Source organism: Alteromonas sp. S167, assembly GCF_036864375.1.
Lineage (GTDB): Bacteria > Pseudomonadota > Gammaproteobacteria > Enterobacterales > Alteromonadaceae > Alteromonas.
The window spans coordinates 378,216-392,841 of record NZ_JAZETR010000002.1 but is presented as its reverse complement, the minus strand read 5'-3'; the positions used below and the strand labels follow the sequence as shown (position 1 = coordinate 392,841).

Here is a 14,626-nt window from a genome sequence, read left to right as displayed (position 1 = left end):
ATGTATAAACCTTCTGTAAATACTCACACGCCAGACCAATACGGCAAAGTAGCCGTTCTGTTAGGAGGCGATTCTGCCGAGCGCGAAGTGTCGCTAAATTCGGGTAATGCAGTATTGAACGCGTTGCTTAGGCAAGGTGTTGATGCGTTTGCCTTCGACCCAGCCGAGCGTCCGTTAACCGATTTAATTACGCTAAATGTAGATAGAGCGTTGATAATGCTGCACGGGCGAGGCGGCGAAGACGGTTCAATGCAGGGGGCATTACAGCTACTGAAAATACCCTATACAGGCAGTCGTGTACTGGGTTCGGCCCTAGCAATGGATAAAATTCATACTAAGCAAGTGTGGCAAAGTTTGGGCTTACCAACAGCAAAATATGAAATTGCTGACAAAAGGCACTTTGAAGCTGGTAAGTGCAGCGCTATAATGGATAAATTGGGGAATGAAGTCATGGTAAAACCGGCCAGAGAAGGGTCGAGTATTGGCATGGCGAGAGTGACAAGTGCTAAACAACTTGAAGCTGCTATTCAAGACGCTTTTAAATACGATAATCAAGTCTTGTTAGAGCAGTATATCGACGGACCAGAGTTTACTGTTTCTGTGCTACAGGGGCAGGCTTTGCCGTCTATTCGCATGTCTACTCCACACACATTCTACGATTATGCTGCGAAGTATCAGGATAATACTACGGAATATTATTGCCCAAGCGGTTTGTCTGAAGAGCAAGAGGCCCAATTGGCTAAGCTTGCAGCACGTGCATTTGACGCAGTATCTGGCAGTGGCTGGGGGCGTGTTGATGTTATGCAAGACAACCAAAGACAGTTTTATTTGCTTGAAGCAAATACGGTACCCGGCATGACAGAGAAAAGCTTGGTGCCAAAAGCGGCGAAAGTAGCAGGGTTGAGCTTTGATGAACTTGTTTTGAGTATTCTATCGACGAGTTTTGATGTGCAACCTGAATTGGCCGTTGACGCGCGTTAAACCGCAATGAATAAGTGAAGCGGTAATGACTGAGCAAACGGATAAGCAAAAAAGGCGCGAATTATCGACGTCGGTGAAAGTTAAGCACACAAAGCGTGAAATGTGGGCTGGCGTTGCGTTTCTTTTTGTCGTTATTGTTGGCTTGGTAATTGGTGGTATTAAGGCGAACCAGTATTTGTATGATGAACAACAAATGCCGGTTCAGGTTATCGATTTTTCTGGTGACTATAAGCATATCGATATTACCAAGCTAGAGCGTCTAATTCGTCAAGCGCAACCGGGCAGTTTTTTTGCGCTGGACGTTAATGAAGTATTCGAGCTTGTTGAGTCTCAGTCGTGGGTTTACCGCGCTTCGGTTCGAAAGAAGTGGCCGAATACGTTGAAGATATATTTGGTTGAGCAGCAACCCGTCGCTAAATGGAACGAGGATTTACTGCTTAACCCTTACGGCGACACTTTCAATGACGAAGGCGTTACGCTGTCACTACCAAGGCTGTATGGCCCAGGTGGTAGTGAAAAAACAGCCCTTGAGGGCTACAACGCCATGCATGCATTAATTGGCACAACCGATATGGCCATTGATGAACTGAGCTTAAGCGAGCGGTTTGCATGGCAGGTGCAGTTGAAAAACGGCATTAAATTAAATTTAGGGCGTCAGGAGTTTATCGATAGGTTACAACGCTTTATCGATGTATACCCACTTCTGACGCAGCAAGAGAAGGCGGTGAAATACGTCGACCTTCGCTATGACACGGGTGTTGCCGTTGGCTGGGCCGACGACAGTACCACTAATGAAGAGAGTTAAGGAAACCATGTCAAAACCTGCTGAACGCAATTTGATTGTAGGACTAGATATCGGCACCAGCCAAGTGAAGGCCGTGGTGGGCGAACTGCTAGATGATGATCAAATCAGTATTGTTGGCGTGGGCACCCATGCATCGAAAGGCATGGATAAAGGCGGCGTGAACGACTTGAATTTGGTTGTAAAGTCGGTGCAGCGTGCGGTAAACGAGATGGAGTTAATGGCAGATTGCCGCGTTTCTTCAGTTTTCATGTCTATCTCGGGTCGACACGTAAAATGCCAAAACGAAAACGGCATGGTGCCAATTAACAATCAGGAAGTAACGCAAGAAGACGTTGATAACGTTATTCATGCAGCGCGCAGTGTGCCTATTGCGGCCGAGCGTCGTTTACTTCATGTGCTTCCACAAGAATTTACCATTGATGTACAAGAAGGTATTAAAAACCCAATTGGTATGTCGGGTGTAAGAATGGAAGCCGATGCGCACATCATTACCTGTGCCGATGATATGGCAAAGAATATGGTGAAGTGTGTGGAGCGCTGCGAGCTTAATGCTGACCAACTTATTTTCTCAGCACTCGCGTCTAGCTATGCAGTGCTTACCGACGACGAGCGTGAGCTTGGCGTATGTGTAGTTGATATTGGCGGCGGCACCATGGATATGGTGATATACACCGACGGCGCTATCCGTCATACTGCTGTGATCCCTGTTGCTGGTAATCAAATTACCAGCGATATTGCGAAGATTTTTAGAACACCAATCAGCAATGCAGAGGAAATAAAGGTAAATTATGCCTGTGCATTAAAAGATATGGTGAGTATGGAAGACAGCATTGAAGTACCTAGCGTAGGCGGACGCCCGGCGAGAGTCATGTCTAGACATACGTTAGCAGAGGTTATTGAGCCTCGCTATCAAGAACTGTTCGAGCTGGTACACGATGAAATACGTGCCAGCGGCCTGGAAGAGCAAATTGCTGCAGGTCTTGTACTTACCGGCGGTACTGCCAAAATGGAAGGTGCCGTTGAGTTTGCTGAAGAGCTTTTCCAGATGCCCGTGCGCGTGGGCAAACCCATCAATGTAAAAGGCTTATCTGAATATGTTGATGACGCAGGTTTTGCAACAGTTGTAGGACTGCTGCAATACGGCAAAGTACAATCTGATAATAAGAAGTCCAGTACGCAGAAACCCGGTGAAAGCTTATTTCAACGTGTGCAAAGCTGGTTTAAAGGTGAATTTTAATTTTATTTGGGGGCGCTACTGCTAGAGCATTAAGACTTGCAGGAAGCAATAAGTCTATATCAATGAAATAGCGTAGTGTTTGAAGACGTACAACCGGAGAGTAAGTATGTTCGAATTAATGGATAGTCACGGCGAAGAAGCCGTAATCAAAGTCATCGGTGTCGGTGGCGGCGGCGGTAATGCTGTTGAGCACATGGTGTCTCAAAGCATTGAAGGCGTAGAATTTATTGCGGTTAACACCGATGCACAGGTACTGCGTAGTTCAAGTGCAGACGTTACACTTCAAATTGGCTCTAGCGTAACGAAAGGTCTGGGTGCAGGTGCCGATCCAAACATTGGTCGCGATGCAGCACAAGAAGACAGAGAAACCATTCGTCAAGCGCTTGACGGTGCTGACATGGTTTTCATCACTGCCGGTATGGGCGGTGGTACAGGTACAGGCGCAGCGCCAGAAGTGGCAAAAATTGCACGTGAAATGGGTATTCTTACCGTTGCGGTTGTTACCAAGCCATTCCCGTTTGAAGGTAAAAAGCGTACTTCATTCGCAGAACAAGGCATTGTAGAACTAGCTAACAACGTAGACTCGTTAATTACTATTCCTAACGAAAAGCTGCTTAAAGTGATGGGCCCAGGCACACCACTTCTTCAAGCATTCAGTGCAGCTAATGACGTTCTACGCGGTGCGGTTCAGGGTATTGCAGAGCTAATTACTCGCCCTGGTCTAATTAACGTTGACTTTGCAGACGTGCGTACCGTTATGTCTGAAATGGGTAAAGCAATGATGGGTAGCGGCGCAGCAAGTGGTCCAGACCGTGCTGAAGAAGCTGCTGAATCTGCTATTGCCAGCCCATTACTTGAAGATATCGACTTGTCAGGTGCTCGCGGTATTCTTGTGAATATTACTGCTGGTCCAGATTTCGCTATCGACGAATTTGAAACAGTGGGTAACGCTGTTAAGGCTTTTGCATCTGAAAACGCAACAGTGGTTGTGGGTACTGTTATTGATATGGAAATGACAGATGAGCTTCGCGTAACGGTTGTAGCAACCGGTATTGGCGCAGAGCGCAAGCCTGACATTTCCCTGGTTAGCTCTGAAGGTTCTCGTTTAACCACGCCAGCGAAAGAATATGGTAGCTCACAAACCGCTGAGCCACGTTCTGCAGTGGGTGGCACTGAAGGTAACCAAGCGCTTAAAGCGGAAGACAGTGCTCAGCCTGATAACGACTTGGAGTACTTAGATATTCCAGCGTTCTTGCGTAAGCAAGCAGACTAATACCGCTGAATAAGGGAATTATTTTGGTTTTTAAATGTCTTACGATATAAGTAAGCAGCGTTTTATAACAAAATAATTAGCGAAAATTTGTCATTTTGGTGTCAGTCTTGCTGCTATGATTGGTGGTTTATTGCACTTTTTTGACATGTGAGTAATAACTCACTATAATTCGCGACCGCTTTTTTAATAGGTAAAAGCTTAAGCATATGATTAGACAACGTACAATCAAGCAATCGGTTCAGGAAACCGGAATTGGGCTTCATAAAGGGGAAAAGGTCACAATGACTCTCCGACCTGCGCCTGCAAACACGGGTATCGTGTTTAGGCGTGTTGACCTTGAACCTCATGTTGACATACCTTCGCGTGCAAACGCGGTAGGTAATACCATGCTGTGTACGTGTCTAAATAATGAAGACGGTGTCACTATCCAAACGGTAGAACATTTAGCGTCTGCATTAGCGGGTCTTGGAATCGACAATATCATTATTGAAGTAGACAGTAACGAGCTGCCTATTATGGACGGCAGTGCAAGCCCGTTCGTATTTTTACTTCAGTCTGCCGGTATCGAAGAGCTGAATGCGCCAAAGCAATTTATTCGTATTACTAAACCTGTACGTGTAGAAGACGGTGATAAGTGGGCAGAGCTTGTGCCTTACGATGGTTTTAGAGTTGATTTCCAAATCGACTTCGATCACCCCGTTATCAGCCAAACTCGTCAACATATGGTGATGGATTTTGATTCATGCTCATACGTTAACGAAGTTAGCCGCGCTCGCACGTTCGGTTTTATGAGCGACCTAGAATATATGAATGCCAACAACCTAGCGTTAGGTGGCAGCATGGAAAACGCAGTAGCGCTTGATGAGTTCCGCGTATTAAATCCTGAAGGCCTTCGTTACGATGACGAGTTCTTGAAGCACAAGATTCTTGATGCAATCGGCGATTTATACCTTGGCGGACATAGCTTAATTGGTGAATTAAAGGCGTATAAAACAGGCCACGGTCTTAACAATAAACTGCTTAATGCAGTACTCGAACAAAAAGACTGTTGGGAATACGTAACGTACGATTCGCAAGAAACAGCGCCCATTCGCTACGCGCAACCTGCTCTTGCATAAGCAATTTTGAAAAAGCCGCCTTTGGGGCGGCTTTTTTTCGTATGGCAATTACTGCATTTAATGTTACAGTAGCCGAATAATTATATAAATTTCACCCAAGCGTAGTGGCCTAAAACACAAAATAACGCAATTGGCGCTGGCGTGAAACAGCAAAACTTCTTCGTGGTATGAAACTAACTATAACACTCGCTGGAAAAAATAGACGTTACAGGCACAGTATCAGTGTCCGTACGCTTGTGAGCGCGACAGTGCTTTCATCTATTTTCATGCTAGTGTCGAGCCGTTCTACAGAGTCTGTATCTGAAGATGTCGCTCGCGTTCGTTTAGCGCAAACTGAAGTCAACGAAACGCAAAAAGACGTTGAAGCGCTAAAGCAACAAACCACAATAAAACTTCAAGCATTGCTTTCTCACGTTGCTGAGCTATCTGCTCAAGCGTCGTTGTTAGATGAAAAAGGAAAGCAAATAGCAACAGAATTAGGTATGTCAGCGGCTGACCTGGACGCTTTCGTACCGGTATCGATACCGGATAACCTCCAAGACGACCCCATCCTTAATGAAATAGGCAAGCTTGAACAATCGCTAGATTTAAAATCTCAGCAGTTATCTATGCTTGAAAGTTTGGTGCGGGGTCACCATATCCACGAACAGAGCCAATTATCTGGTCGTCCGATTGAGTCAGGGTGGTTGTCTTCTTATTATGGTATGCGTGCTGATCCATTTACCGGAAAACCCACAATGCACAAAGGGTTGGACTTTGCAGGTAAAGAGGGCGATAACGTTGTAGCTACTGCTGCAGGGATAGTTACCTGGGCGGGCGATCGTTATGGCTATGGGCAGCTAGTAGAAATTGATCACGGTGACGGGTTTATTACCCGCTACGGGCATAATGATGGCCTTACCGTATCAATAGGCGATGTGGTCACCAAAGGCCAACCAATCGCTAAAATGGGCAACACTGGGCGTTCAACCGGCGTCCATGTCCACTACGAAGTAATAAGAAACGGAAGACAAGTCGATCCTCTACCGTACGTTTACAAAAAGTAAATCGGTAGCAGCCAGGTAAGTATGTAGTCTATGGGCTACTGCGCATCAAAAACAATGTAAAAATATCGCAAAGTACAGCAGGTAGAGTGTTGTGCTTTATTGGTTTAATTAGCTGTGCACCGTGTGCGGCGTCTCGACAAGTAGTGGAATATAAAAGCTAATGTTTTCAAGCATCCTTCGAAAAGTATTCGGTAGTAGGAACGACCGACTATTAAAAAAATTACGCAAGAACGTTGATGCCATCAATGCACTGGAAGCAGAGTATGAAAAGCTTTCTGATGAGGCGCTTAAAGCGAAAACCGATGAGTTTAAAGCGCGCATTGAAAAGGGTGAAACCTTAGACAGCATTCTAAACGAAGCGTTTGCTACTGTTCGTGAAGCCAGTAAACGTGTTTACGGTATGCGTCACTTTGATGTGCAGATGCTAGGTGGCCAAGTACTGCACGAAGGTAAAATTTCTGAGATGCGTACAGGTGAAGGTAAAACCCTTACTGCAACGCTACCGACTTACCTTAACGCGCTATCGGGTAAAGGCGTACACGTAGTTACCGTGAACGATTACCTAGCTCGTCGTGATGCTGAATGGAGTAACCAACTGTTTACCTTCTTAGGTATGCGCGTTGGCTGTAACGTGCCGGGTATGTCTCCTGAGCAAAAGCGTGATGCTTATCAAGCTGACGTAACCTACGGTACTAACAACGAATTTGGTTTTGATTATCTTCGCGACAACATGGCGTTTAGCCCGCAAGACCGTGTACAGCGTCCACTAAACTATGCCGTAGTGGATGAAGTTGACTCAATTCTTATTGATGAAGCGCGTACTCCGCTAATTATTTCAGGTCAAGCCGAAGATAGCTCAGAGCTTTACCGCCGCATTAACACCATTATTCCTAAGCTTGTTCAGCAAGACAAAGAAGATGAAGAAGGCCAAGAAGGCGACGGCGACTACACTATTGACCTTAAAGCAAAGCAAATTCACTTAACCGAGCGCGGCCAAATTCACGTTGAAGAAATTCTTCAGCAAGAGGGCATGCTGCCAGAAGGCGAGTCTTTATTTGCTGCAGGCAATATATCATTACTTCACCACATCAACGCAGCGCTTCGCGCACACAAGTTGTTTGCAAAAGACGTTGATTACATCGTTAAAGACGACCAGATTGTCATCGTTGATGAGCACACGGGCCGTACGATGGAAGGCCGTCGTTGGTCTGAAGGTTTGCACCAAGCGGTTGAAGCAAAAGAAGGCGTTCGTATTCAAAACGAAAACCAAACCCTTGCTTCAATTACGTTCCAGAACTACTTCCGTTTGTACAACAAACTAGCAGGTATGACGGGTACTGCTGATACCGAAGCATTCGAATTTAATCATATTTACGGTTTAGAAACGGTGGTCATTCCAACTAACCGCCCGATGCAACGTAAAGATCATGCCGACCTTATTTATCTTACTGCTGAAGAGAAATACGAAGCCATTGTTGAAGACATTAAAGACTGCGTAAAACGTGGTCAGCCTACGCTTGTGGGTACAGTGTCTATCGAAAACTCAGAGCTTATCTCGCGCATTCTTAAGAAAGAAAAAATTGCGCATAAAGTACTTAACGCTAAATTCCACGAACAAGAAGCAGATATTGTTGCACAGGCAGGTAAGCCTGGAGCAGTTACCATTGCAACAAACATGGCAGGTCGTGGTACCGATATTGTGTTAGGTGGTAACTGGCAAGCCGAACTTGAGAAAATTGAAAACCCAACTGAAGCTCAAATTGAAAAAGTAAAAGCGGCGTGGAAAGAAAGCCACGATGCAGTACTTGCGTCTGGTGGTCTTCATATTATCGGTACAGAGCGTCATGAATCACGCCGTATTGATAACCAGTTACGTGGTCGTTCTGGTCGTCAGGGTGACCCAGGTTCAAGCCGTTTCTACTTGTCGTTAGACGATGCACTAATGCGTATTTTTGCCTCTGAAAAAATGGGCAATATGATGAAGCGATTGGGTATGGAGCGTGGCGAAGCTATCGAGCATCCATGGGTAACACGCGCTATCGAAAACGCACAGCGTAAAGTTGAAGGGCGTAACTTCGATGTTCGTAAGCAGTTGCTTGAGTATGATGACGTAGCTAACGATCAGCGTAAGGTTATTTACGAGCAGCGTAACGAGCTTCTTGATGAAGGCGATATTAGCGAAACTATTGCAGCTATTCGTGAAGACGTTATTAGCGGTGTGGTTGACGAATATATTCCACCACAGTCGCTAGAAGAAATGTGGGATGTTAAAGGCCTTGAAGAGCGCTTGAAAGCAGATTTTGCAACAGATTTGCCACTGCAAACATGGCTAGAAAACGACGACAAACTTTACGAAGAGAAGCTTCGTGAACGTATTCTTGACGAAGTAGTTAAAGCCTATAAAGCGAAAGAAGACGTAGTAGGTGCACAAGTTCTACGTCAGTTTGAAAAAGCCGTTATGCTTCAAAACCTAGACAGCCACTGGAAAGAGCATTTGGCAGCTATGGATCATCTTCGTCAAGGTATTCACCTTCGTGGTTATGCACAGAAGAACCCTAAACAAGAATATAAGCGTGAGTCTTTTGCTTTATTCTCACAAATGCTTGAAGCGCTTAAGGTTGAAGTTATTACTATTTTAGCCCGCGTGAAAGTACAAGCAGAAGAAGACGTTCAAAAGGTAGAAGAGCAACGTCGTCAAGCAGACGATGTGCCTAAGAACTTTGAACATGAAGAAGCGTCGGCAACGCCAGAACAAGCGAGCGACAAAGTGCGTACTCAAGTTCGTGAAGGCGCCAAAGTAGGTCGTAACGACCCATGTCCTTGTGGTTCAGGTAAGAAGTACAAGCAGTGCCACGGTAAGTTGAAATAATGAAAGTAGTACATGTTGCCGTGGGTGTTATCGCCCGTGGCAACGACATTTTCATTACGCTACGTCCCGACGATGTCCATCAAGGCGGAAAATGGGAGTTCCCCGGCGGTAAGGTTGAGCAGGGCGAAACAGTCCAAGACGCGCTAAAACGCGAACTAGCCGAAGAAGTCGGCATTGATGTGAGACACACTACGCCGCTTATCGTTATCTCACATGACTATGGTGATAAACTGGTGAAGCTAGATGTTCATATTGTCAATGACTTCGTTGGGGAGCCTTTCGGTAAAGAAGGGCAACAAAGCAAGTGGCTTGCTGTCTCTCAACTAAAAAGTGCAGACTTTCCCTCAGCAAACGCTGATATTATTTGCTCTGTACAAAAATCACTTAGCACTTAGGTTGCAAACATTACTACTTTGGTCTAACTTTAAACGGTGTTGTAAATTCGTTGTCGGAAAAAGTTGTGCCATGAATATTTACGTTAGACCTTTAGCCTTTGACTTCCAGTTAAACTCTGCTTTCTCTCCCCATCTTATAAAATTCTTTTAATATTCAATACTCAAAATTAAAAGTGTGTCACTTACGACATTAGTGACATGGCATGTAAAAAACCATAATTTTTAAACTATGGTATAGTTTCTTATACTATAGTATTTGGATTTATACGTAACCAATGCGTTTTGTTGACGATAGTGTTTAGGTGACAACTATACGTACAACGAGGAAACGCCATGGCGCTCAAAAAATCATCGGACCCAGTCGCAGCACCCACAGTTCACGTGGATGCGAAAATGAGAAAAGAAGCTGAAGAGCAGCGCCGAAAAGCTCGGACGCTGGCAAGGCAGCAACAAGCTGCTGAACGTGTAGCGTCAGCCACAACCGAGCTCGTAAGTGGAGTAAACCAAGCGTCGAGCGCGACTGACCAACTATCTACTGCGGTAAATGAAATTGCGGCAGGCGCAGAAGAGTCAAGCAGTGCAAGCCAAGAGAGTTTGGCTGCAGTCACTCAAATATCCGGTGGTCTCGTCGCACAGCTCGAGCTTGCTGGCGCTACCATGGATAAAACCAACGAGCTCCAAACATACCTCGAACGCGTGGTCGGAGACTTGGGCACTATGATGACAAGTGTCAAAACTGCCTCAGAACACCAATCACGCTCGGTAGTTATGATGAGTGAGCTCGAGCAACAGGCTTCTAATATTGGTGAGGCCGTTAAACAAGTAACGCGTATCGCTGACCAAACTAACCTACTTGCCCTAAACGCTGCGATTGAAGCTGGCCGTGCCGGTAAACATGGCAAGGGGTTTGCTGTGGTAGCTGACACGGTGCGTGCATTAGCCGAAGTGTCGGATAAGAGCGCTGCAGACATCGCCAAGCAAATAGAAAAAATCCAGGAACAATCAAATCAAGTATCAGATGCTGTTAAATCCTCATCAGAAGCGGCACTTGAAGAAGTAACGAAGGGTGAAGCAGTAACCGAACAGCTCGTTACCATCAAAGATGATATGAAGTCGATAGCAGATGGTGCTGATGAATTACAGGCACAAGTCAAATCGATGGACGGTGCAGCTAGAGAAATCCAACAAGGTTCAGAAGCAATTTCTTGCGCAGCAGACGAGCAGTCTACTGCCGCTCAAGAGGTGTCTTCAAACGTGTCTGAGCAGAGCGTTGCATTATCGCAAGCTGAACAAGCCGCGCAGTCGTTAGAACTTATCACTGAAGAGCTTAAAAACAGCACCGACATCAACAAAAGTGCTGAAGAAGTTGCGTCTTCGGCCGAGGAATTATCAGCAACACTGGAAGAGATTAATCGCTCATCTGGCGAAATTATGACTGCTCTTACCCAGGTTAACAATGGTTCACAACAAGCGGCGAGTTCGGTAGACCAAGCAGTTGGTAATATTGACCTATTGCGAGAGGGTGTTGATAGGGCGTCATCTCAGTGTGATTTAGCCCTAGAGAAAGGCAGTGCAATAACAGAACTTTTGACAGAAAACCGTGCACTTATTGAAGGAATGGTAAGTGGTATCAATTTAGCACTTGAAACAAGTAAAGAGAATGTTAGTGCAATCAATGAGATGGAGGCTATGACACGTCAAATAGACAAGGTCATAGACACCATCACAACCGTTTCAGTTAAAACCAGTATGCTGGCAGTAAATGGCGCTGTCGAAGCTGCTAGAGCAGGTGAGTATGGTAAAGGCTTTGCGGTTGTTTCAGCTGATATTCAAAGCTTAGCCGATGAGGCCGCTGAAAATGTGGAACAAATAAAAGACCTAATAAAGGCCATACAAGACCAAACAGTCAGTGTTAAAACCGACCTTACCAACGTAGCTGAAAGCGCATCGCGAGAAGTTATGAAGGCAGTACAAACAACCAAAGACGTAGAAAGGATAGCAGCCGATATCTCTGAGGTAGTGGATTACAACCAATCCATGAAAGACCGTGGTGAGGAAATTGCTGCCGGTGTAACGCAAGCGCAGAAAGGCCTTGAACAAATAGCCGCTGCTAATGAACAGGCAAGCAGCAACTGTCAGCAAGCACTTAATGCAGCTGATCAACAGAGCAAAGGCATGGAGATTCTTGCAAAATCTATCGAAGAAATTGCCTCAGTAGCAGATGAAATGCAAAACGGCTAACGGTTCACCTTGTCAGAGGAGTCTTTCTTATGACTGATGTTTCAAATGTAGAAAGTACTGAAAATCTTCAGGACGACACGAGCGACGGTGAACAGCAATTCGTTTCCTTTCTTGTTAATGAAGAGCGTTTTACCTTTCCGATGCACTCTGTAGGCGAAATAATACGTGTCCCTACCGTAGTGTCGGTACCGCTCGGACCCGCTCAAATGATTGGCTTAGCAAACCTAAGAGGTAATGTTTTACCCGTATATGACCTAAGCATGATTTTGCTGGGTGTAAGCGCACAAGTTACCGATGTGACCCGTGTCGTAGTGGTGGAATCGGAGCTAGGTAGCGTTGGTTTTATGGTAGATAGAGTGCTGAAAGTATTTGGCGTTCCCAACGATACAGTTATCGATAAAAAGTCGATGACAGAGTCGATAGCCTACGAATACATGCAAGGTATCATCAAACAGGATAGCCATCCTGTTGAGCAGATCCTCGACGTTTCATCGCTTGCAAGGGCTCAAGCGGTAACCAAACAAGACGGTAATACCATGCAGCTGTCGGGTATGCATCATATTGACAGTGACGAAGAGCCTATTGAATCAGATGACCGTAGCCTGCAGCAATTGGTTTGCTTCTCGCTTGAAGATCAAGAGTTCGCATTTCATCTGCAGGACGTAGAAGAAATAGTACGTGTGCCTTCTGAAATATCTCAGCTTCCAGAAAGTGCGCCATCTGTACTAGGACTAGTGAATTTGCGAGGCCGCATTATTCCTATCGTCGACTTGGCAAACTGCATAGGCATGATGCATACCGATATTAACGAAGCGTCTCGTATCGTCATTGCACAAAACAGCGAATTCGGCAGCGTAGGATTTGTGGTCGCTAAAGTAAGTAACGTTGTTTCAATCTCTGAAAGTGAACTGGAAGCAGTGCCATCGGTTTGTAACGACGGTGCGGAAACCGGGTTGCTAGAAGCGGTTTATAGAAGCGACGGCGGAAAGCGCCTTGTCTCGATTATTAACCTTAACAATGTTTATAGCCGAGCGCTTAAGACTGCATTGAGCTCTCTGGATGAAGACATAAAGCAGGAGTCGCAGATGAGCGAGAACAATGATGTCGCAATCAACGAAGATGATTGTGAACAATACGTCATCTTCTGGATTAATGGTCAGGAGTACGGCGTGAGTATAGATGACACGCAAGAAATAACCCGTGTGCCTGAAAAACTAGAGAGCATTCCAAGCACGCCGGATTATTTAAAAGGGATTGTCAATTTACGAGGAACTGTATTGCCTGTAATCGACTTGAGAAGCCGTCTTGGTATTCCAAGCAGTGAGACGTCTGAGCGTCAACGTATTGTTGTGTTAACTAAAGATAAGCAGCGTACAGGATTTATTGTTGATGGTGTGGCAGAGGTAAAAACCGTGGTGAAACAGACCATCGAAACAGCGCCCTCATTGTCAGAAATGCAGTCTGAATTCTTAAGTCGATTAATTAAATTGAACGATGAAAAACGCATAATTCAAATTATTGAACCTACTGTTTTGTTAAATGACAACGCCGTGGCGCAAGCGCAAGAGCAATGTTAATTGAATAGGTAATACACTAAGGTATTTGATGGGAGATGCTATGTCGGTAAAGGTACTAGCAGTGGATGATTCAGCGCTGATGCGCAAACTCTTTACTCAATTATTTGAAAAAGAGGGGTTCACTGTTCAGGTCGCCCGCAACGGTGAAGAAGCATTATCTAAAGCCGTTGAGTTTAGACCTGACTGTATAACACTCGATATCAATATGCCAGTGATGGACGGTATGACGTGCTTAGCTTTACTAAGGAAGCTATATCCATGCCCCACCATTATGGTGTCATCACTTACACAGAAAGGTGCTGCGATTACCTTAGAAGCACTTGCACTCGGTGCTAGTGACTTTGTTCTAAAAACAGGGGGCACTGTTGCAAGAGATATCTCAGATATCGAAACGCCGTTGATTAATAAAATAAACGCGTTAGCCAAGACGGGAAGGGCGCAGCGACCAACTATAAAAGAGCCCCCTGTAGTAAAGCAAAAGGTGGTTCGAAGCAGTAAAACTGCACCTTTTGAAGTTGTTTTAATAGGCGTGTCTACAGGCGGTCCGAGAAAGCTTGAACACTTAGTGACCAATATTTCACCGTCGTTTCCGGCGCCCATAGTGATTTCTCAGCACATGCCTGCGTCATTTACGCAAGCGTTGGCAAAACGGTTAGATGGGCTTTGCCCGTTGAGCGTTGTTGAAGTGGAATCAAGAATGAAACTTGAAACAGGAAAAATTTACTTAGCGAAGGGGGATGCAGACTTAGCGTTTTCTAAAACCGGCTCTGATATTCATGTGCGGCCTGTACCAGCGAGTCCCAGTTTCTTGTGGCATCCGAGCGTAGACCGTATGGTCGATAGTGCCCTTAATTGTTATCAGCCCGTTTCTATGTTGTGCATTCAGCTTACAGGCATGGGATGTGATGGTGTAGCCGCAATGAGTAAAGCCTTTAAAGGCGGGGCAACTACTATTGCTGAAAGCGAAGCGACATCAGTGGTATTTGGCATGCCAAAGGAATTGATTGAAGCAGGTTGTGCAAGTCACGTTTTAGATAGTCCGAAAATAGTGTCAAAGTTAAATGCACTTTGTCGATAACAGGAG

Annotated in this window: 11 protein-coding genes; all 11 read left to right on the top strand. The window is 45.3% G+C overall.

Annotated features, from left to right (window positions below; genetic code table 11):
- The 11 genes from V7R35_RS04955 (at nucleotide 1) to cheB (ending at nucleotide 14,620) form a co-directional block, all read left to right on the top strand.
- A complete protein-coding gene (locus V7R35_RS04955; RefSeq protein ID WP_334013602.1) occupies nucleotides 1-981 on the top strand; it encodes a D-alanine--D-alanine ligase in 981 nt (326 codons plus the stop codon).
- Between the two features lie 100 nt (nucleotides 982-1,081).
- Nucleotides 1,082-1,786: a cell division protein FtsQ/DivIB gene (locus V7R35_RS04950; RefSeq protein WP_334013808.1), complete on the top strand. Its 705-nt coding sequence runs from the start codon at nucleotides 1,082-1,084 to the stop codon at nucleotides 1,784-1,786.
- A 7-nt stretch (nucleotides 1,787-1,793) separates the two neighbouring features.
- The gene (gene ftsA / locus V7R35_RS04945) at nucleotides 1,794-3,023 is read left to right on the top strand and encodes a cell division protein FtsA (protein ID WP_334013601.1); all 1,230 of its coding nucleotides are present in this window, start codon (nucleotides 1,794-1,796) and stop codon (nucleotides 3,021-3,023) included.
- A 106-nt stretch (nucleotides 3,024-3,129) separates the two neighbouring features.
- Nucleotides 3,130-4,296: a cell division protein FtsZ gene (gene ftsZ / locus V7R35_RS04940; RefSeq protein ID WP_334013600.1), complete on the top strand. Its 1,167-nt coding sequence runs from the start codon at nucleotides 3,130-3,132 to the stop codon at nucleotides 4,294-4,296.
- Nucleotides 4,297-4,502: 206 nt separating this feature from the next.
- The gene (gene lpxC, locus V7R35_RS04935; protein WP_334013599.1) at nucleotides 4,503-5,414 is read left to right on the top strand and encodes a UDP-3-O-acyl-N-acetylglucosamine deacetylase; all 912 of its coding nucleotides are present in this window, start codon (nucleotides 4,503-4,505) and stop codon (nucleotides 5,412-5,414) included.
- A 167-nt stretch (nucleotides 5,415-5,581) separates the two neighbouring features.
- A complete protein-coding gene (locus V7R35_RS04930) occupies nucleotides 5,582-6,460 on the top strand; it encodes a peptidoglycan DD-metalloendopeptidase family protein (protein WP_334013598.1) in 879 nt (292 codons plus the stop codon).
- Between the two features lie 160 nt (nucleotides 6,461-6,620).
- Nucleotides 6,621-9,329 carry a preprotein translocase subunit SecA gene (gene secA / locus V7R35_RS04925; RefSeq protein WP_334013597.1) on the top strand — a complete coding sequence of 903 codons (2,709 nt, stop codon included), beginning with the start codon at nucleotides 6,621-6,623 and terminating at the stop codon, nucleotides 9,327-9,329.
- Complete coding sequence (gene mutT, locus V7R35_RS04920) at nucleotides 9,329-9,724, top strand: 8-oxo-dGTP diphosphatase MutT (protein ID WP_334013596.1); 396 nt, start codon at nucleotides 9,329-9,331, stop codon at nucleotides 9,722-9,724. The genes secA and mutT overlap by 1 nt, the downstream gene beginning before the upstream one ends.
- Before the next feature lie 333 nt (nucleotides 9,725-10,057).
- The gene (locus V7R35_RS04915; RefSeq protein WP_334013595.1) at nucleotides 10,058-11,965 is read left to right on the top strand and encodes a methyl-accepting chemotaxis protein; all 1,908 of its coding nucleotides are present in this window, start codon (nucleotides 10,058-10,060) and stop codon (nucleotides 11,963-11,965) included.
- A 29-nt stretch (nucleotides 11,966-11,994) separates the two neighbouring features.
- A complete protein-coding gene (locus tag V7R35_RS04910) occupies nucleotides 11,995-13,542 on the top strand; it encodes a chemotaxis protein CheW (RefSeq protein WP_334013594.1) in 1,548 nt (515 codons plus the stop codon).
- 40 nt (nucleotides 13,543-13,582) lie between these two features.
- Nucleotides 13,583-14,620: a chemotaxis-specific protein-glutamate methyltransferase CheB gene (gene cheB / locus V7R35_RS04905; protein ID WP_334013593.1), complete on the top strand. Its 1,038-nt coding sequence runs from the start codon at nucleotides 13,583-13,585 to the stop codon at nucleotides 14,618-14,620.
- The last annotated feature ends 6 nt before the right edge of the window (nucleotides 14,621-14,626 follow it).